At 70.1% G+C, this 18,882-nt stretch carries 14 protein-coding genes and 1 tRNA gene; 8 read left to right on the forward strand and 7 right to left on the reverse strand.

Annotated elements, in window-relative coordinates; genetic code table 11:
• Positions 1-20: 20 nt before the first annotated feature.
• Positions 21-1,577: an aldehyde dehydrogenase (NADP(+)) gene (locus BST17_RS13485; protein ID WP_276071813.1), complete on the reverse strand. Its 1,557-nt coding sequence runs from the start codon at positions 1,575-1,577 to the stop codon at positions 21-23.
• Positions 1,578-1,701: 124 nt separating this feature from the next.
• Complete coding sequence (locus BST17_RS13490) at positions 1,702-2,088, reverse strand: hypothetical protein (RefSeq protein WP_083058733.1); 387 nt, start codon at positions 2,086-2,088, stop codon at positions 1,702-1,704.
• Between the two features lie 137 nt (positions 2,089-2,225).
• On the opposite strand from BST17_RS13490, the gene BST17_RS13495 reads away from it, so the two are divergent.
• Genes BST17_RS13495 through BST17_RS13505 form a run of 3 tightly spaced genes read left to right on the forward strand, consistent with a single transcriptional unit; the run spans position 2,226 to position 8,694 of the window.
• Entirely contained in the window at positions 2,226-6,113 is a 3,888-nt protein-coding gene (locus tag BST17_RS13495) for a Pls/PosA family non-ribosomal peptide synthetase (protein WP_083058607.1), read from the forward strand.
• Entirely contained in the window at positions 6,110-7,450 is a 1,341-nt protein-coding gene (locus BST17_RS13500; protein WP_083058610.1) for a M1 family metallopeptidase, read from the forward strand. Before BST17_RS13495 ends, BST17_RS13500 begins: the two co-directional genes overlap by 4 nt.
• Entirely contained in the window at positions 7,447-8,694 is a 1,248-nt protein-coding gene (locus BST17_RS13505; protein WP_083058613.1) for a polysaccharide biosynthesis protein, read from the forward strand. Before BST17_RS13500 ends, BST17_RS13505 begins: the two co-directional genes overlap by 4 nt.
• A 12-nt stretch (positions 8,695-8,706) precedes the next feature.
• On the opposite strand, the gene BST17_RS13510 is transcribed toward BST17_RS13505, so the two are convergent.
• Together BST17_RS13510 and BST17_RS13515 are read right to left on the reverse strand one after the other, a co-directional pair.
• Positions 8,707-9,291, reverse strand: coding sequence for a TetR family transcriptional regulator (locus BST17_RS13510; RefSeq protein ID WP_083058616.1), 585 nt, complete (start codon positions 9,289-9,291; stop codon positions 8,707-8,709).
• Positions 9,292-9,293: 2 nt separating this feature from the next.
• Positions 9,294-11,087 carry an N-acyl-D-amino-acid deacylase family protein gene (locus BST17_RS13515; protein WP_083058619.1) on the reverse strand — a complete coding sequence of 598 codons (1,794 nt, stop codon included), beginning with the start codon at positions 11,085-11,087 and terminating at the stop codon, positions 9,294-9,296.
• Between the two features lie 108 nt (positions 11,088-11,195).
• On the opposite strand from BST17_RS13515, the gene galE reads away from it, so the two are divergent.
• The 3 genes from galE to BST17_RS13530 all read left to right on the forward strand — a co-directional run bounded on the left by galE (position 11,196) and on the right by BST17_RS13530 (position 14,398).
• Positions 11,196-12,179 carry a UDP-glucose 4-epimerase GalE gene (galE, locus tag BST17_RS13520; RefSeq protein WP_083058623.1) on the forward strand — a complete coding sequence of 328 codons (984 nt, stop codon included), beginning with the start codon at positions 11,196-11,198 and terminating at the stop codon, positions 12,177-12,179.
• A 33-nt stretch (positions 12,180-12,212) separates the two neighbouring features.
• Complete coding sequence (locus BST17_RS13525) at positions 12,213-13,967, forward strand: hypothetical protein (RefSeq protein WP_083058627.1); 1,755 nt, start codon at positions 12,213-12,215, stop codon at positions 13,965-13,967.
• A 62-nt stretch (positions 13,968-14,029) separates the two neighbouring features.
• Positions 14,030-14,398, forward strand: coding sequence for a hypothetical protein (locus tag BST17_RS13530; RefSeq protein ID WP_083058630.1), 369 nt, complete (start codon positions 14,030-14,032; stop codon positions 14,396-14,398).
• Here the strand turns inward: BST17_RS13530 and BST17_RS13535 are convergent.
• A complete protein-coding gene (locus BST17_RS13535) occupies positions 14,395-14,964 on the reverse strand; it encodes a TetR/AcrR family transcriptional regulator (protein ID WP_083058633.1) in 570 nt (189 codons plus the stop codon). The two genes, BST17_RS13530 and BST17_RS13535, sit on opposite strands and share 4 nt — an antisense overlap.
• A gap of 48 nt (positions 14,965-15,012) precedes the next feature.
• Here BST17_RS13535 and BST17_RS13540 point away from each other — a divergent pair, with 48 nt between their 5' ends.
• Positions 15,013-15,867, forward strand: a complete 855-nt coding sequence (locus BST17_RS13540; protein WP_083058635.1) for a lysophospholipid acyltransferase family protein — start codon at positions 15,013-15,015, stop codon at positions 15,865-15,867.
• A gap of 8 nt (positions 15,868-15,875) precedes the next feature.
• Here BST17_RS13540 and BST17_RS13545 read toward each other — a convergent pair.
• Positions 15,876-15,951, reverse strand: a tRNA-Thr gene (locus BST17_RS13545).
• A 55-nt stretch (positions 15,952-16,006) separates the two neighbouring features.
• On the reverse strand, positions 16,007-17,218 hold the full coding sequence (locus tag BST17_RS13550; RefSeq protein ID WP_083058639.1) for a DNA polymerase III subunit delta': 1,212 nt from the start codon (positions 17,216-17,218) through the stop codon (positions 16,007-16,009).
• A gap of 80 nt (positions 17,219-17,298) precedes the next feature.
• Here BST17_RS13550 and BST17_RS13555 point away from each other — a divergent pair, with 80 nt between their 5' ends.
• Entirely contained in the window at positions 17,299-18,879 is a 1,581-nt protein-coding gene (locus tag BST17_RS13555) for an adenylate/guanylate cyclase domain-containing protein (protein WP_083058642.1), read from the forward strand.
• Positions 18,880-18,882: the final 3 nt, after the last annotated feature.

The raw sequence follows: 18,882 nt of genomic DNA on the forward strand, positions 1-18,882 counted from the left end.
AATGGTGGTGGGGGTGGGTGTCAGTCCTGCGTGAGCCGGCCATCGATGCGCCGCCACAGGTGGTCGGGATTGCCGTCAGCAACAGCGCTGGGCAGCAAAGCTTTCGGGACATCCTGATAGGCCACGGGACGCAGGAAGCGTTCGATCGCGCGGGCACCGACCGAGGTGGTGCGCGAGTCCGAGGTCGCCGGGAACGGCCCGCCGTGCACCATCGCATGGCACACCTCGACACCGGTCGGCCAGCCGTTGAACAGGATCCGGCCGGCCTTGAGTTCCAGCAGCGGGAGCAGTTCACCGGCGGCCTGCTCGTCGGAGGCGTCGGCGTGCACGGTCACGGTGAGCTGACCCTCGATGCCGGTCGCGACGGCCCGCACCTCGGCGTCGTCGGCGCACCGCACGATCAGGCTGGACGCGCCGAACACCTCGGCCTGCAGGTCCTCGTTGCCCAAAAAGCTCTGCGCATCCGTGCTGAACAACGCCGCCTGCCCGCACGTCTCGATCCCGCCGGCCGCACCGCGGGCGATGAGGTCGGCTGCGCCGCCGAGGGTTTCGACACCGGCTGCGTAGCTGCGGGCGATGTTCGGGGTCAGCATCGGGGTGGCCGGCGCCGCGGAGATGGCCTCGCCGGCCGCGGCGACGAAAGCGTCGAGCCCCGGCCCGTCGACGGCGATGACCAGACCCGGGTTGGTGCAGAACTGCCCCGATCCCATGGTCAGTGAGCCGATGAAGGCCTTGCCCAGTTCGGCACCGCGGGTGGCCAGCGCACCCTCGAGCAGGAACACCGGGTTGATCGAGCTCATCTCGGCGTACACCGGGATCGGTTCCGGACGGGCCGCCGCGGCGGCCACCAGTGCGGTTCCGCCGGAACGGGATCCGGTGAAGCCGACCGCCTTGATCCGCGGGTCGGTGACCAGGGCGATACCGAGTTCCTGCCCCGAGCCGAACAGCAGCGAGAACGTCCCGGCGGGCAGGCCGGCGTCGGCAACCGCGGCGGTGATGGCACGGGCAACGATCTCGGACGTGCCGGGATGGGCGTCGTGGCCCTTGACCACCACGGGGCAGCCGGCGGCCAGCGCGGAGGCGGTGTCGCCGCCGGCGACCGAGAAGGCCAGTGGGAAGTTGGAGGCGCTGAACACCGCGACCGGACCCAGCGGCACGAAACGCTGGCGGATGTCGGGGCGGGGCAGCGGGCTGCGGTCGGGCTGCGCGGTGTCGATCCGGGCGCCGTTCCAGCTGCCCTCACGCAGCACACCGGCGAACAACCGCAGCTGGCCGGTGGTGCGGCCCACCTCACCGGTGATGCGCGCGGTCGGTAGGCCACTCTCGGCGGCGGCGCGGGCGATCAGCGACTCGGCGACGGCCTCGAGGTGGGTGGCGATGGACTCCAGGAACCGGGCCCGCTGTTCGGAGGTGGTGGCGCGGTACAGCGGAAACGCCTCGGCGGCAGCCGCCGCGGCGGCCTGCACGTCGGCGGCGTCACCGTGGCGGTAGCCGGGTTCCAGCGGCAGCCCCGCCGCCGGATCGAATCCTCGGATCTCCTTGCCGGCGCCCGTGACGGGCGATCCGGCGATGATCATCTGTCCGGTCAGCTGGGCGGGAAGAGTCGCAGTCACACCGACAACGGTATGGAGAGAATCCATACATGTCCAAGACCATTTCAGTGCCGACTAATGCAGAACTTGGATGGATTCGCGGCGCGAATCAGGCGCAGGCGCGGTTGCGTTGCTCCAGCAGCCCCAGCACCGTACGACCGAGTTCGGCCAGGTCCTGCGGCGTCGCGGCGTCGGCGCCCGTGGCGTTGACCAAGGTGACGCCGTCGGCGACCCCGGCGGACTCGATATCGGCGATGAGCCCGGCCAGGCCGTTCACCGTGCCGGCGTAGCGCACCCCGTCGGCACCGTCCAGCCGGGCGTAGGCGGAGCGGACGTCGGCCGCGACGGCCACCTTGATATCGAGGATGACGGCGATCTCGCCGTCATCGTCGCGTAGTCGGGTCCGCGCCCGCCGGGCCTGTTGCAGGTCGTCGGCTGCCAGCCGTACCACGGGTTCGGGACCCGAGGTCAGTTCACTCCACGCTTCATCTGCCACGAATAGCCGCACCCGCCGACGGTATGGCCGGTGCCGGGCAGCGGCCAATGGTTGCGATCAGCAAGACCGGAACGGAACAAACCCGGGCGGCGCGCGCCGCGCGCGGGGCCGCCGCCGGACTTCAGTAGTTTGTAGCCGTGACAGCAGCGGAACCCGGGCAGGCGATCCCACCCCAGTACCTACTCTCCGACGCCGCTGCCACCCCGCGGACCCTGGTCGACATCCTCTACGACACCGCCCGGCGCTTCCCGGATGCGCCGGCCATCGACGACGGCGAGGTCCAGCTCACCTATGCCGAGCTGATCGGCGACATCGAGGAGAGTGTGCAGTGGCTGGCGGCCCGCGGGATCGGGCGCGGCGACCGCATCGGCATCCGGATGCCCTCGGGAAGCTATGCGCTCTACACCGCGATCCTGGCGACCCTGGCCACCGGCGCCGCCTACGTCCCGGTGGACGCCGACGATCCCGACGAGCGCGCCGCACTGGTGTTCGGTGAGGCCCAGGTGGTGGCGATCATCACCGAGGCCGGCCTGGTGCGTGGTCCCGGATCCTCGCGGGGCTGGCGCGCGGCCGCGCCACTGACCCGTGACGACGCCTGGATCATCTTCACCTCCGGGTCCACCGGCACCCCCAAGGGCGTGGCCGTCACCCACCGCAACGCGGCGGCCTTCGTCGACGCCGAGGCCCGGATGTTCCTGCAGTCGGCGCCGATCGGCCCCGGTGACCGGGTGCTGGCCGGGCTGTCGGTCGCCTTCGACGCCTCCTGTGAGGAGATGTGGCTGGCCTGGCGGCACGGCGCCTGCCTGGTGCCCGCGCCGCGCTCGCTGGTGCGCAGCGGGATGGACCTGGGCCCCTGGCTGGTCAGCCGCGATGTCACCGTCGTCTCGACAGTGCCCACGCTGGCCGCGCTGTGGCCGGCCGAGGCGCTGGAGGCGGTACGGCTGCTGATCTTCGGTGGCGAGGCCTGCCCGCCCGAACTCGCCGAGCGGCTGGCGGTGGACGGCCGCGAGGTGTGGAACACCTACGGCCCCACCGAGGCGACCGTGGTGGCCTGCGCCGCGCCGCTGGACGGCCGCTCCGCGGTGAGCATCGGGCTGCCGCTGGCCGGCTGGGACCTCGCGGTCGTCGACAAGGAAGGCCGGCCGGTCGCGCTCGGACAGGTCGGCGAGCTGGTGATCGGCGGCGTCGGCCTGGCCCGCTACCTGGATCCGGCCAAGGACGCCGAGAAGTACGCGCCGATGGACACCCTGGGCTGGGCTCGTGCCTACCGCAGCGGCGATCTGGTGCGGCTGGAGGCCGACGGGCTGTATTTCCAGGGCCGCGCCGACGATCAGGTGAAGGTCGGCGGGCGCCGGATCGAACTCGGCGAGGTCGACGCCGCACTGGTCAACCTGCCGGGTGTCAGCGGCGGGGCCGCGGCCGTGCGCAAGACCGCCAGCGGTACCCCGTTGCTGGTGGGATACATCGCATCCGCCGATCCCTCCTTCGATCTGGGTGCGGCCCGCGCGGCGCTGGCCGAGGCGTTGCCCGCCGCCCTGATACCGCGCCTGGTCCTGCTCGAGGATCTGCCCACCCGCACCTCGGGCAAGGTCGACCGCAATGCGCTGCCGTGGCCGCCGCCGGGTGCGGGGCCGGAGGACGAGCCGGACCTAGGCGGCACCATGGGCTGGCTGGCCGGGCTGTGGCGCGATGTGCTGGCCGCCGCCGTCGACGGACCAGAGGCCGACTTCTTCGCCCTCGGTGGTGGATCGCTGTCGGCCGCGCAGCTGGTGACCGCGGTGCGCGGGCGCTACCCGCAGGTCACCGTGGCCGACCTCTACGACCATCCGCGGCTGGGTTCGCTGGCAGGCTACCTCGACGAGCTGGCCCCGCCGCCGGAGGTGGTGCGCCGCGATGTGCGGCCCACCCCGATGTCCACCCAGGTGGCCCAGGTCGCGTGCTCGATCCCGCTGGCCACCCTGACCGGCCTGCAGTGGGTCATCTGGCTGGCCATCCTCAACAATGTCGCGGCCGCAACGGATCTGGTGCCGTGGGCCACCACCCTGAATTGGTGGTGGATCCTGGCCGGATTCGCCGTCTTCATCACCCCGCCGGGCCGGATGGGCATCGCGGTGCTGGGGGCGCGCACCCTGCTGTCGAACCTGCAGCCGGGTAGCTACCGCCGCGGCGGGTCGGAACACCTGCGGGTGTGGTTCGCCGAGCGCCTCGCCGAGGCCAGCGGCGCGGAGAACCAGGCGGGCGCACCCTGGCTGGTGTATTACGGTCGCGCGCTGGGCAACTCGATCGGCAAGGGTGTCGATCTACACTCCGCTCCCCCGGTCACCGGCATGCTGACCATCGGGCACCGCGCCTCGGTGGAACCCGAGGTCGACCTGACCGGGCACTGGATCGACGGGGATCTCTTCCACGTCGGCCCGATCAGTATCGGAAACGACGCGACCATCGGCGCGCGCACCACGTTGTTCCCCGGTGCCGCCGTCGGCAAGAACGCCGATGTGGCACCGGGTTCCGGCGTCGTCGGCAAGGTCAAGAACGGCCAGTACTGGAAGGGTTCACCGGCCGCCAAGTCCGGTAAGGCACGCCACCCCTGGCCCGATGAACGCCCCGGCCGCGCTCCGTTGTGGGTGGGCATCTACAGCGCCACATCGATGTTGTTGGGCGCGCTGCCGTTGACGGCACTGGCCGCCGGCCTGGCGGTACTGGGATGGGCGGTGCGCGACACCGCGAGCCCGGCCGACGCGCTGGTGCCCGCCCTGGCCTGGACGCCGGTCGCCGCACTGATCGCCTTCGGGGCGTACGCGGCGCTGACGGTGTTGGGGGTGCGACTGCTGTCGATCGGCCTGACCGAGGGGTACCACCCGGTGCGCAGCCGGGTGGGCTGGCAACTGTGGGCCACCGAACGGCTGATGGACGCGGCCCGCAACTACCTGTTCCCGGTCTATGCCAGCCTGCTCACCCCGTGGTGGCTGCGTCTGCTCGGGGCGAAGGTCGGCAAGGGCACCGAGATCTCCACGGCGCTGCTCACCCCGAAGTTCACCGAGGTGCAGGACGGGGCATTCCTGGCCGATGACACCATGGTGGCCTCCTATGAATTGGGCGGCGGTTGGATCCACGTCGCCAAGGCGACGATCGGCAAGCGCGCGTTCCTCGGCAACTCCGGCATCACCCAGCCCGGCCGCCGGGTTCCCGACGACGGCCTGGTGGCCGTCCTCTCGGCGGCTCCGCACAAGGCCAAGGCCGGGTCCTCCTGGCTGGGCAGCCCGCCGATCCGGCTGCGCCGCCAACCCACCGCGGCCGACGCCCTGCGTACCTTCGAGCCGTCGATGAAACTGAAGGTCATGCGCTCGGTGGTCGAGACCTGCCGGCTGATCCCGGTCGTGGTGACGTTCCTGATCGGCGTCTCGGTGCTGGCCACGTTGCACACCCTGGCCGACACGATCGGCTACGCACTCACCGCGCTGGCCGGCGGCCTGGTGCTGCTGGCCGCCGGCGCGGTGGCGGGCGCCATCGCGGTGGCCGCCAAGTGGATCGTGATCGGCCGGATCACGGCGATCGAGCATCCGCTGTGGTCGTCGTTCGTGTGGCGCAACGAGGTGTCGGACACCTTCGTCGAGACGGTGGCCGCCCCCTGGTTCGCCCGCGCGGCCACCGGCACCCCGGTGATGAATCTCTGGCTGCGCGGCCTGGGTGCCCGGATCGGCAAGGGCGTGTGGTGCGAAACCTACTGGCTGCCCGAGGCGGATCTGATCTCGCTGGGCCCGGGCAGCACCGTGAACCGCGGCTGCGTGGTGCAGACCCACCTGTTCCACGACCGGATCATGCGGATGGACACCGTCGTGCTCGACGAGGGCGCCACGCTGGGCCCGCACTGCGTCGCGCTACCCGCGTCCCGGATCGGCACCGGTGCCACGGTCGGGCCGGCCTCGCTGGTGATGCGCGGGGACGAGGTGCCCCCGTACACCCGTTGGCAGGGCAATCCCATTGCGCCGTGGACGAAGCCGAAGAAGTCGAAGCGGGCCGAATGAGGAGCGTGAAGAAGGCCGCCAAGAAGGCGGCTCACACTCCCCCGGTGATCGATCCCTATCTGCCGCGCAACGGCAATTTCGGCTACCGGGTGTCGCGCTACGAACTCGACATCGAGTACAAGGTGGCCATCAACCGGCTGGGCGGCACCGTCACCGTCACCGCGGTGACCTTGGCCGCACTGCGTGGCTTCACCCTGGACCTCTCGGATGCGTTGTCGGTGTCCAAGGTCGCCGTCAACGGCCGCCGGCCCACCAACTTCCGATGTAGCGGGGGAAAGCTGCACATCACGCTCGGTGAGACGCTGCCGGCCGGTGCGGCGTTGACGGTCGTGGTGCGCTACGGCGGCACACCCCGGCCGCTGCGAACCGTATGGGGGGACGTCGGTTTCGAGGAGCTGTCCAACGGCGCCCTGGTCGCCGGGCAACCCAACGGTGCGGCGTCCTGGTTCCCCTGTGACGACCATCCCGCCGCCAAGGCCAGCTTCCGCATCCGGGTCAGCACCGACAGCCCGTATTACGCGCTGGCCAACGGGGAACTGCTGTCCAAGCAGACCCGCGCCAGCCACACCACCTGGACCTACGAGCAGGCCGAGCCCACCTCCACCTACCTGATCACCCTGCAGATCGGTGAGTACGAGCGGCACCGGCTGCACAAGAGCCCGGTGCCCATGCATGCGGTGCTGCCGGACCGGTTGCGGCGCAACTTCGACCACGATTTCGGCCGGCAGACCCAGATGATGAAGTTGTTCATCCGGAAGTTCGGTCCGTATCCGCTGGACACCGGTTACACCGTCGTCGTCACCGATGACGACCTGGAGATCCCCCTTGAGGCGCAGGGGCTTTCCATCTTCGGCGCCAACCACTGTGACGGCAGGCGCAGCGCCGAGCGGCTGATCGCCCACGAGCTGGCCCACCAGTGGTTCGGCAATTCGGTGACCGCCCGGCGCTGGCGTGACATCTGGCTGCACGAGGGCTTCGCCTGCTACGCGGAGTGGTTGTGGTCCGAGGAGTCCGGCGGGCCCAGCGCCGAGGAACGCGCGCGGACCTACCACCGCCGCCTCCTGGACTCCCCGCAGAACCTGCTGCTGACCGATCCCGGACCGGCCGACATGTTCGACGATCGCGTCTACAAGCGCGGCGCGCTGACCCTGCATGCGCTGCGGGGTGTGATCGGGGACGACAACTTCTTTGCGCTGCTGCGTGATTGGACCACCCGGTATCGGCACAGCACGGCGGTGACCGATGATTTCACCGGGTTGGCCGCCAATCATGCCGATGTGTCGCTGCGCGGACTGTGGGATCGCTGGCTGTACTCCACGGACGTCCCGGAGCTGTGACCGACGCCGGCTCTGCGCTCCCGGCCCGCGGGCCGGCCACGCGGAGCAGTGTCACCAGGGTGGGGATCGCCACCGCCTGCACCGCGCTGTGCGGTTACGCGGTGCTCTACCTGGCCGCGCGCAGCCTGGAGCCGGCTGGTTTCTCGCTGTTCGGGGTGTTCTGGGGCGCCTTCGGGCTGGTCAGCGGCGCGGCCAACGGCCTGCTGCAGGAGGCCACCCGCGAGGTTAGGACCGGTCGGGGCGCACACACGCCGGGTGCACAGCGGACCCATCCGATGCGGGTCGCCGTCGGCGTCGGTGTCGGCGCGGCGGGATTGATAGCGGTTTCGGCGCCGCTGTGGTCGGGTCGGGTGTTCACCGAGTCGCAGTGGCTCAGCGTGGCGCTGCTCAGCGTCGGGCTCGGCGGATTCTGCCTACACGCAACACTTCTGGGCATGCTGGCCGGCACCGACCGGTGGACCCAGTACGGCTCGCTGATGGTGACCGATGCCGTGACACGGGTGGCCGTCGCGCTGGCAGCCTTCGTCTTGGGTTGGGGGCTGGCCGGTTTCCTGTGGGCCACCGTCGCCGGCTGCATGGCCTGGCTGTTGATGCTGCTGTGCTCGCCGGCCGCCCGGGCGGCGGCGGCGCTGTCCACCCCGGGCAGCGCCCGCACCTTCCTGACCGGCGCTTCGCACTCGGTCGCCGCGGCGGGTGCCAGCGCGATCCTGGTGATGGGTTTCCCGGTGCTGCTGCAGGCCACCAGCTCCGAGCTCGGCGCGGCCGGCGGGGTGATCATCCTGGCGGTCACGCTGACCAGGGCGCCGCTGCTGGTACCGCTGACGGCCATGCAGGGCAACCTGATCGCCCACTTCGTCGATCAGCACGAGCGCCGGCTGCGCGCGTTGGTCGCGCCGGCGGTGATGGTCACCGTGATCGGCGGTCTCGGCGTCGCGGCCGCCGCGCTGGCCGGCCCGTGGCTGCTGCGCACCGCCTTCGGTCCCGAGTATGAGGCCGGCGGGGCCCTGCTGGGCTGGCTGACCGCGGCGGCGGTCGCCATCGCGCTGCTGACACTCACCGGCGCCGCGGCGGTCGCGGCCGCACTGCACCGCGCCTATGCCGCCGGGTGGATCGGTGCAACCGTGGCAGCGGGCCTGTTGCTGTTGCTCCCGCTGGAACTGGAGACCAGGACCGTCGTCGCCCTGCTGTGCGGGCCGGTGATCGGCATCATCGTGCATCTGCGCGCTCTGGCCGGCGCGAGGTAGTTCCAGCCCGGGTCAATACCGTTCGAGCATCTCGGCCAGTACAGCGAGCTTGCGGTCCTCGAATTGCGGGTCGGGCAGTACCGGCCGCAGGATCGCCGCGCCGTCGAAGGTGTTGGTCAGCAATGCCGTCAATGCCGCACGTGTCTCGGCGGGCAGCCCCGCCGTGGGCGGCGCCGCACCGGCGGCCTCGAAGATCTTCGCGCGGTACTCGGTCAGCGCGTCACGCAGTGTGCCGCAGAGCTTCTCGTCGGTGCGGGCGGCGATCATCAACTCGTAGAGCACCGCGTTGGTGGCGCCGGCCGTGATATCGCGCAGCACGACCAGGACGGCGGGCAACGCGGGTTCGGCCGCCGGGATCTCCGCGACCCGCTTTCCGAACGCCTCGAGCTGGCGGCGCAGCACCTCACCGGCCGTGGCCGCCATGAAGTCGCCCATCGTCGGGTAGTGCCGGAACAGTGCGCCGACCGAGAGCCCGGCGCGCCGGGCGATGATCGCCGCCGACGTTCGGGCATAACCGATCTCGATGATGGTCTCGATGCTGGCATCGAGCAGCCGCGCGGTGGTCTCGGCGCGACGTTCCTGCTGGGTGCGACCCATCGTCAGACGGTGGCCCGTGGCGAACCCAGCGCCGCGGAGTCGGCACCGGCCCGCAGGTAACGGCCGGACCGGACGGTGCTGCCATAGCCCTGGCTGAACTCGCCCCTGGCGAACACCACCCGACCGCCGACACCGGTCGCGATGACGGTGTCGTCGTTGCGGTTCACCATGCGGCTCAGTCCGCCGTAGAACGGGACCGTGGCCTCGTGATAGGCGTTCACCGAGGCATCCAGGGCACCGGGGTCGATCACCACGAAGTCGGCGCGGTCACCACGACGCAGCGTGCCGGCGTCCAGCCCGAACCAGTCGGCCACCTCGGCGGTCAGCCGGTGCACCGCACGCTGGGTGGTCATGAACGGCCGTCCGGCCTGCTCGGCGTCGCGGACGCGTTTGAGCAGTCGCAACCCGTAGTTGTAGAACGCCATGTTGCGCAGGTGCGCACCGGCATCCGAGAAACCCATGTGCACCGACGGCTCGTTGGCCAGCTTGTCGAGCTGCGCGGGACGGTGATTGGCCACGATGGTCGTCCACCGGACGTTGCGCTCGCCGTTGTCGACCAGGACGTCGAGGAAGGCATCCAGCGGATGGATGCCGCGCTCGTCGGCGATCTGCCCGAAGCTCCTGCCGATCAGCGTCGCGTCGGGACATTCCACGATCTTGGCGTCGTGGAAGTCGCGGTGCCACAACGCGGGACCGAGCTTGCGGCGGTCGAAGGATCGGCGGAACCGGCGGCGGTACTCGGGGTCGGCCAGCAGCGTGTTGCGCTCCAGTTGGTCGCGCAGGTGCAGCGCGGCGGTGCCCGCGCCGAACTCCTCGAACACCGGGAGATCGATTCCGTCGGAATAGAGTTCGAACGGCACCGGCAGGTGCTGGAAGCGGACCTTGGCATCGAGGATGCGGTTCAGCAGCCGCACGCCCGGACCCAGCACGTGCACCGCCCCGGGTGAGGATTTCGCATCGGCGGAGACCAGCAGGCTCATCCTCACCCCGCGGCGACGGCCGAACCAGCCGCTGCTCTCCAGGAAGAAGTTCAGCGCCTCGGCCACCTTGGCAACGTTGGGTGCGCTCTGCAGGATACGGCCGCGCCGACGCAGCACCGCGATCAGCCTGCGGCGTTCGCGCCAGGTGGCGAAGGTGGACGGTAGCGCCCGGGAGCGGAAGCGGTCGCCGTCGAGCTTGTCGATGGCGGCGTCCATCCCGGACATGCCGAGCATGCCCGCTGCCAGCGCCGCGTCGAGACGCTGCGCCATCGTCTCCAACTCGGCATCGGTCGGGGTGACGCCGCGGGTGGTGGCACGATCCAACCCCAGCACCGAGGCCCGCAGATCGGAATGGCCGAGCAGCGAGGCGATGTTCGGCCCGAGTGGCAGCGCGTCGATGGCCTGGACGTAACCGGCCGGGTCGGTCCAGGACCGGTGCGCCTGCAGTGCGCCGAGCACGTACTGCCGCGGAACCGCCTCGACCCGGCTGAACAGGTCGGCGGCATCCTCGGCGTCGGCGTACACCGTGGACAGCGAGCACATGCCGAGCAGCACGGTCGTGACACCGTGGCGCACCGATTCCCGCAGGCCGGGATCGAGCAGCACCTCGGCGTCGTAGTGGGTGTGCACGTCGATGAATCCCGGGATCACCCACTTGCCCGCCGCGTCGATCACCTCCGGGCAGCCGGTCTCGTCCAGTGGTTGGGTCGAGACCTCGGCGACGACGCCGCCGCGGATGCCGAGAGTGCGGGTCAGCGGGGGGCGACCGGTGCCGTCGAACCACAGGCCGTCGCGGATGATCACGTCGAAGGGCATGGCCGGAGCCTAGGTTAGATAGCGAGCACTCGCGATCTGTTTCGCCAAATCGTGGTCCGCGGCCGATCCGTGACAGCATGACGTTCGGATTCACACCGAAGGAGAGACATGTCCTGGCTAGTCACCGGCGGCGCGGGGTACATCGGCGCGCATGTGGTGCGCGCACTCACCGAGTCGGGTACCGAGGTGGTCGTCATCGACGATCTGTCGACCGGCATTGCGGCGTTCGTGCCCGACGGTGTCGAACTCGTCACCGCGAACCTGCTGGACCTCGACACCGTCACGGCCACCCTGGCCGATCACGGGGTCACCGGGGTGATCCACGTCGCCGGCTACAAGTACGCCGGCGAATCCGTGAAGTACCCGCTGCACACCTACCAGCAGAACGTCACCGCGATGGCGACGCTGCTGGAGGCGATGGCCGCCACCGGTGTGGACCAGATCGTGTTCTCCAGCAGCGCCGCCACCTACGGCACCCCCGATGTGGAGATCGTCGACGAACGGACGCCCACGTCCCCGGAGTCGCCGTACGGCGAGAGCAAGCTCATCGGCGAGTGGCTGCTGCGCGATGTCGCACGCTCACGCGATCTGCGGCACACCAGCCTGCGCTACTTCAACGTCGTCGGTTCCGGTTCGGTCGACCTGTACGACCGTAGCCCGCACAACCTGTTCCCCAAGGTGCTCGACATGCTGTTCCACGGCCGGATCCCGCAGATCAACGGCGGCGACTATGCCACCCCGGACGGCACCTGCGTACGCGATTACGTGCACGTGTCCGACCTGGCGCTGGCTCATGTCGCGGCGGCCCGCCGTCTGGCGGCGGGCGAGCCCGTCGAGCCGGTCTACAATCTGGGCAGCGGGTCGGGAACGTCGGTGCGCGAGATCATGACCAGCATCCGCGATGTGACGGGAATCGACTTCGACCCGGCGGTCACGCCGCGCCGGCCCGGCGATCCGGCCCGCATCGTGGCCGCCGGCGATCTGGCCGCGCGCGATCTGGGTTGGCAGACGCGACATTCGCTTACCGATATGGTCGCCTCGGCGTGGGCGGCGCGCCAAGCCGTCGGGGCGGACTATCCCACCGCGGGCTGACCGTCCCAGCGTCGCTCCGTACAGTCGGCTGCGATGAAATGGGTCCCCAAGGTTGCCGCTGCGCTGGTCGCGGCCCAGCTGGCGATCCGCGCGGTGCTCGCCTTCGGCGGCTACTTCTACTGGGATGACCTGATCCTGATCGGTCGGGCCGGCACCCAGGGACTGCTGTCCGGCGAGTATCTGTTCGACGACCATGACGGTCACGTGATGCCCGGTGCCTTCCTGCTCGCCGGTGCCATCACCCGGCTGGCCCCACTGGAGTGGTACCTGCCGGCGCTGAGCCTGGTGGTGCTGCAGCTGCTGGCCTCCCTGGCGCTGGTGCGGGTGCTGTACCTGATCCTGGGCTGGCGTCCGGTGTTGTTGGTGCCGTTGACCTTCGCCCTGTTCACCCCGCTGACGGTGCCGGCTTTCGCGTGGTGGGCCGCCGGATTGAACTCGCTGCCCATGCTCGCGGCGCTGGCCTGGGTGTGCGGTGATGCGATCCTGTTGGTGCGCACCGGGAACCGGCGTCACGCGATGACCGGGGCGTTGGTCTTCTTCGGCGCCCTGTTGTTCTTCGAGAAATCGGCGGTCATCCCGTTCGTCGCCTTCGCCGTGACAGCGCTGTTGGCCTGGGTGGGACGCGAATCGGTTGTCGCGGTGTGGCATCGCGGCATCCGGCTGTGGCTGGGCATGCTCGCGGTGACCGCCGGGTGGATCGGGGTGTACCTGCTGGTCGTCGATCAGCAGCGCTGGACGCTGGACCTGGCGATGACCGCCGAACTGTGGTGGCGCTCGGTCACCCACGGGATCGTGCCGGGCCTGGCCGGCGGGCCGTGGGAGTGGCAGCGTTGGGCGCCCGCCTCGCCGTGGGCCACTCCGCCGGTGACGGTGATGGTGCTGGGTTGGCTTGTGCTGGCCGCCGTGTTGGCGGTCTCGCTGGCCCGCAAGGAACGCATCGGCGCCGTGTGGCTGGCGGCGCTGGGGTACGCGCTGGCCTGTCAGGTGCCGATCTATCTGATGCGATCCTCGGAGTTCACCGCGCTGGAGCTGGCGCAGGCGCTGCGCTATCTACCCGACCTGGTGGTGGTGCTGGCGATGTTGGCCGCCGTCGCGCTGGTGGCCCCGAACCGGCCGCGATCGGCCTGGCTGGACGCCTCACCGGCGCGCACCGGGGTTATCTGTGTGCTGGCCGCGGCCTTCGTCGGCAGCAGCCTGTATTCGACAGCGACCTTCCTGCCGGTGTGGCGGGACAGTCCGGTGCCGCAGTATCTGCACAACGTGCGCGCGGGACTCGCGTCCGCGCCACGGGGCACCCCGCTGCTGGACCAGGAGGTCGACCCGCTGATCATGCAGCGGGTGGCGGCCCCGGAGAACCTGGTCAGTCACATGTTCGCGGTGCTGTCCGAGCGACCCGAATTTGCGTCCACCACAACCGAACTGCGGGTCTTCGACAGCACCGGGCAGCTGCGTGACGCGCTGGTCACCTGGGTGCGTTCCATCGTGCCCGGGCCGGTCCCCAACTGTGGATATCTGGTGCAGACCGGCGCCGATGTGACCCTGCCGCTCGACGGTCCCCTGCTGCCCGCGGACTGGACAGCCGAGATCAACTACCTGGCCAACAGCGAGGGTTCGCTGACCATGTCGCTGGCCGAGGGCGCCCCGGTGAAGGTGCCCACCCATCCCGGCCTGAACCGCGTCTTCGTACGACTGTCGGGCGCCGGCAGTGCGATCAAGGTGAGCGCCAACACCGCCGCGCTGTCGGTGTGCATCGCCGCGGGCCCTGTCGGATTCGTGGCACCGAGGTAGTCCCGGCCCCGGGCCCGGCGTGTGCGCCGCGACTTGTCGGTGGTGGCGCCTACGGTTGGCTGATGATCTCGACGGATTCCCGGCCTTCGACGGTGGCGCCCTGCCGGCACTGCGGTATCGAGACCGTGTGGCTGCAGACCGTGTACGGCGGCTGGCAGTTGTTCGACGCCAACGAGTTCCCTACCGAGGACAGTGCGGCCGGTAACCGCTTCGCCATCCGACGGTTGTCCCGGCAGGTGGTGGATCTCGATGACGTGTATGAGGGTCGCTGGCCGGCCACCTGCCTGCATCTGCACCGGTTCGACTGTCCGGCGAGCTTCGACGAGTCCCGTTTTCACCAGCGCCGGCCGCGGCAGGCCAACGAGATCGACCTGGACGATCTGTTCTCCCGGCTGGCCGAACGCCGGGAGGCGCAGCGCCGGGTGGGTTAACGCCGCGCCGCGATGAGTCGGCGACCGGCGTCGACCGCCACCGCACGACGGTGGGCGATCACACCGAGATCGTCGGTGACCGCGTCCGGGTGCGGACTCTGCGCCCACGCCAGTCCGATCGCGAACAGCATGACGATGAGATCCGCAGCAGCCCACGCCGGGTCGACGTGTCCGTTCGCCTTCGCGGCCTCGATGGCCGCAATCGCCTGTCCCGGGACGGGCTCGCCGTCGAAATCGGGCGCCCCGAGGTCGAATCCCTCCAGCTTCGCCCAGGTGATCATCCGGAGGTGCTCGGGCCGGGTGGTGGCCAGGTCGAAGACGTCACCGACGAACTCCGCCACGGCGTCGGCGCGCAAGGTCACCGACCGGTAGAACTCCATCCCGTCGGTGGCGAACACCTCACGGAACAGCGCTTCCTTATCGCCGAAGTGGGCGTAGAGGCGTTCCTTGCTGGCGTGGGCGAGCCGGGCTATCCGGTCCACCCGGGCGCCGGCGAGCCCGTACCGAGCGAACTCCACGCGTGCCGCTCCGAGAATCTCCGAACGCAGCTGCGGTGCACTTCTCACAGCCAGATCATATCCAGACGAACTAGTTCGTTCGGTACGGTATTGAGCATGTCCGCCATGACCGACACAGCGATTCTGATCAACCCACCGGGACGCATCCGCGCAATCCGGCAGGTGGTCGAGACGATCGCCGATCGAGCTGGGCCGCTGATCGATCTGTGCCGGCCCTATGTGAGCGGATTGCAGAACCTGCCCCGGGACGGACGATTCCTATTGGTCGGCAACCACACTCAGTCAGGGGCCGAGGCTTTTCTCATTCCGTACTTGGTCCGCCGCGAGATCGGCGTGCTGGTGCGACCACTGACCGACCGCGGATTCGGCAAGATGCCGGGCCCGGCCGCGGACCTGATGGCCGCCTGCGGCGCTACCGTCGGCGCACCGGAATCGGCCCGCGAACTGATGCGCCACGACCAGCCGATTCTGGTCTTCCCGGGCGGTGGGCGCGAGATCGCCAAGTTCAAAGGTGAGGAGAACACCGTCAACTGGACAGGCCGCGCCGGATTCGCCCGGATAGCAGCCGAGTTCGGCTACCCGATCGTGCCCGCCGGACTCGTCGGCGGCGACGAGGTCTACCGAAGTTTCACCACCCGCGATGGCCGGTGGGGCCGCTTCAGTCAGGCGCTGGCGCAGCGATTCGGCGGCAGACCCGAGATGGCCATGCCCCTGGTGCACGGAATCGGCCCGACATTGATTCCGCATCCCCAGCGGATGTACCTGCGTTTCGGCGCCCCGATCGACACCGGAAAGCCCGCTGACGTCGAGGCCGACGAATGGGCGCAGCAGGTCAAGGACCGCACACGGACCGCGCTGGAAACGGCGCTGTCCGATCTTCAGGACGTCCGCACCGACGATCCGTACCGCGAGCTGAACCCACTGGGATGGCGGCATGCCGTCCGGCCGTGACACGGACATGGAGCCACCCAGGGGAATCGAACCCCTGACCTATTCATTACGAGTGAATTGCTCTACCGACTGAGCTAGGGTGGCGCGCCTGCCTGGGCAGGCCCGACGAGTCTACGACAGCGCCCGCCCGCGGCACTAATCAGTTCCGCAGTGCCTGCCCGACGGTGGCCACCATCGCGTCGACCGCGAACTTCGGCTTGACGTTCACCGCCAGCGCCTCCCGGCACTCCAGCACCGCCTCGATACACCGCAGCAGCCGATCCGGCGGCACGTGCTCGGCCATGGCGCCCACCTTCTCGGCCATGTCCGGGTGGTTGGGCGTCACCGTGCCCGCGCCGGCCGAAACCACCAGGGCGTCGCGGAAGTAGGTCGCCAGGTCCATCAGGGCCCGGTCCAGCGCATCCCGGGACGCCCGGGTCTGGCGCGACTTCTGCCGCTGCTCCAACAGCTTCATCGCCCCGGCGGCGCCGCGTATGGCGCCCGCGGTGCCCTTGCCCGTGCCGCCCGCACCCAACGCGGTCCGCAACTCCTCGGCCTCGGTCTCGTTGCGGTCCACCGTCGACGCCTTGGCCTCCGCCTCCGCAGTGAGCACCAATTCCTCGGCGGCGGCGTACGCCCGGGCCGGGGTGGCGGCGTCGCGGGCCAGCCCGAGCGCACGCTGACGCCGCTGCTGAGACTCCGGGTCGGTGGCCAGCCGGCGGGCCCGGCCCACGTGACCGCCGCTGACCGAGGCCGCCCAGGCCGCCGTGTCGGCGGGGATCCCATCGCGCTCGACGAGCACCTCGGCGATCGCATCGGTGGGCGGGGTCACCAGCGCGACGTGCCGGCAGCGCGACCGGAGGGTCACGGCGATGTCCTCCGGGTCGACCGACGGCGCGCACAACAGGAAGACCGTGGACTGCGGGGGCTCCTCGACCACCTTGAGCAGCGCGTTCGCCGCGCCCTCGGTGAGCCGGTCGGCATCCTCGACCACCACGATCTGCCACCGTCCCGTGCCGGGGCGGCGGGAGGCGATCTGCACGATCTCGCGCATCTCCTTGACCGCGATCGACAGCCCCTCCGGGATGATGCGGCGCACATCGGCGTGCGTACCGGCCATGGTGGTGGTGCACGCCCGGCACTCACCGCAGCCGGGGGTGCCCTCCGACGTGCACTGCAGCGCCGCCGCGAAACACAGCGCCGCGACCGAGCGTCCCGATCCCGGCGGGCCGGTGATCAGCCAGGCGTGCGTCATCCCACCGGCGGTGAGCCCGCTGTGGCCCTGCTCCGCGCGTGCGGACAACGCCGCCGCGACCAGCTCCTCCTCGACGTGGCGCTGGCCCACCAGAGACGAAAAAACACCACTGCCCACCCCTGCACCCTAGTGGCACGCTCGGACACGACACGGCCACAGCGGCGCGACTCGTCCCAGCCGACCGATACGGTAAACGGGTGAGTGCAGAGGCCGTACCGATCGGGCGCATCAGTGCGTTCGTCCGATGGGTTGCCCGCACGCCCTGGCCGGTGTTCCTGCTGGGCATGGTGCAGGCCGACATCATCGGCGCGCTGCTGGTCCTGGGCTTCCTCCGCTACGCGCTGCCGCCGGAGGACCGGATCCAGCTCCAGGAGCTGCCCACCTTCAACCTCGCGGTGTTCCTGGGCTTCCTGTTCGTGTCGTTCAGCATCGCCGCCTACGTCACGCTGCGGCTATTGCTGCCGGTGATCCGCTGGCAACGCCGCGACACCCTGCTCGGCGATGCCGCCACCATCAGCGAGGTGGCCCGCGCCCGCGCGCTGAAGATGCCGTACTACCGCTCGGTCATCAACGTCACCAACTGGTTCATGGGCTCGGTGGTGTTCATCGTGGCCAGCTGGCCGGTGGCCAGCAAATCGGCTCCGGTCGTCGCGGTGGCGACCGCACTGGGCGCCACCGCGGTGGCCATCATCGGCTATCTGCAATCCGAGCGGGTGCTGCGCCCGGTCGCGGTGGCCGCGCTACGCACCGGCATACCGGAGAACTTCCGCGCCCCCGGCGTCATCCTGCGCCAGGTGCTGACGTGGGTGCTGTCCACCGGCGTGCCGATCCTTGCCATCGTGCTGGCCGTGGTGGCCAGCAAGTTCGAGATCCTCAAGGCACCCGCGGAGAAGCTGGCCACCCCGATCCTGCTGCTGGCCATCGCGGCCCTGCTGATCGGGCTCATCGGCACCGTGCTGGTGTCCATGTCGATCGCCGACCCGCTGCGTCAGCTGCGCTGGGCGCTCGGTGAGGTGCAGCGCGGAAACTACAACGCGCACATGCAGATCTACGATGCCAGCGAGCTCGGCCTCTTGCAGGCCGGTTTCAACGACATGGTGCGCGATCTCGCCGAACGGCAGCGCCTGCGCGACCTGTTCGGCCGATACGTGGGCGAGGACGTTGCCCGCCGCGCTTTGGAGCGCGGCACCGAACTGGGCGGTCAGGAACGCGATGTCGCGGTGCTGTTCGTCGATCTGGTCGGCTCCACCCAGCTCGCCTCCACCATCCCGGCCGCTGAGGTCGTCAACCTGCTCAACGAATTCTTCCGGGTCATCGTGGACACGGTGAACAAGCACGGCGGCTTCGTCAACAAGTTCCAGGGCGACGCCGCCCTGGCCATCTTCGGCGCCCCGATCGAGCACCCCGACGCCTCGGGGGCGGCGCTGGCCGCCTCCCGTGAGCTGCATGACGAGTTGGTCAACGTGCTGGGCCAGACCGAATTCGGCATCGGCGTGTCCGCGGGGCGGGCCATCGCCGGGCACATCGGCGCGCAGGCCCGCTTCGAGTACACCGTGATCGGCGACCCGGTGAACGAGGCCGCCCGGCTCACCGAGCTGGCCAAGCTGGAGGAGGGCCACGTGCTGGCCTCGGCCATCGCGGTCAGCGGTGCGGTCGACGCCGAGGCGCTGGCCTGGGATGTCGGTGAAATCGTCGAGCTGCGTGGACGTTCGGCGCCGACGCAGCTCGCCCGCCCCGCGGTGCGCGCCATCGCGCCGACGCCCGAACCGAGCTCCTGAGCC

This window comes from Mycolicibacterium bacteremicum (assembly GCF_002086115.1).
Taxonomy (GTDB): domain Bacteria; phylum Actinomycetota; class Actinomycetes; order Mycobacteriales; family Mycobacteriaceae; genus Mycobacterium; species Mycobacterium bacteremicum.

Bases quoted from the DNA above. Each gene is read 5' to 3' on its own strand.
- BST17_RS13485 (WP_276071813.1), bottom strand. From the start codon at position 1,577: ATGATCATCGCCGGATCGCCCGTCACGGGCGCCGGCAAGGAGATCCGA.
- BST17_RS13500 (WP_083058610.1), top strand. From the start codon at position 6,110: ATGAGGAGCGTGAAGAAGGCCGCCAAGAAGGCGGCTCACACTCCCCCG.
- BST17_RS13510 (WP_083058616.1), bottom strand. From the start codon at position 9,291: ATGGGTCGCACCCAGCAGGAACGTCGCGCCGAGACCACCGCGCGGCTG.
- BST17_RS13515 (WP_083058619.1), bottom strand. From the start codon at position 11,087: ATGCCCTTCGACGTGATCATCCGCGACGGCCTGTGGTTCGACGGCACC.
- galE (WP_083058623.1), top strand. From the start codon at position 11,196: ATGTCCTGGCTAGTCACCGGCGGCGCGGGGTACATCGGCGCGCATGTG.
- BST17_RS13525 (WP_083058627.1), top strand. From the start codon at position 12,213: ATGAAATGGGTCCCCAAGGTTGCCGCTGCGCTGGTCGCGGCCCAGCTG.
- BST17_RS13530 (WP_083058630.1), top strand. From the start codon at position 14,030: ATGATCTCGACGGATTCCCGGCCTTCGACGGTGGCGCCCTGCCGGCAC.
- BST17_RS13540 (WP_083058635.1), top strand. From the start codon at position 15,013: ATGTCCGCCATGACCGACACAGCGATTCTGATCAACCCACCGGGACGC.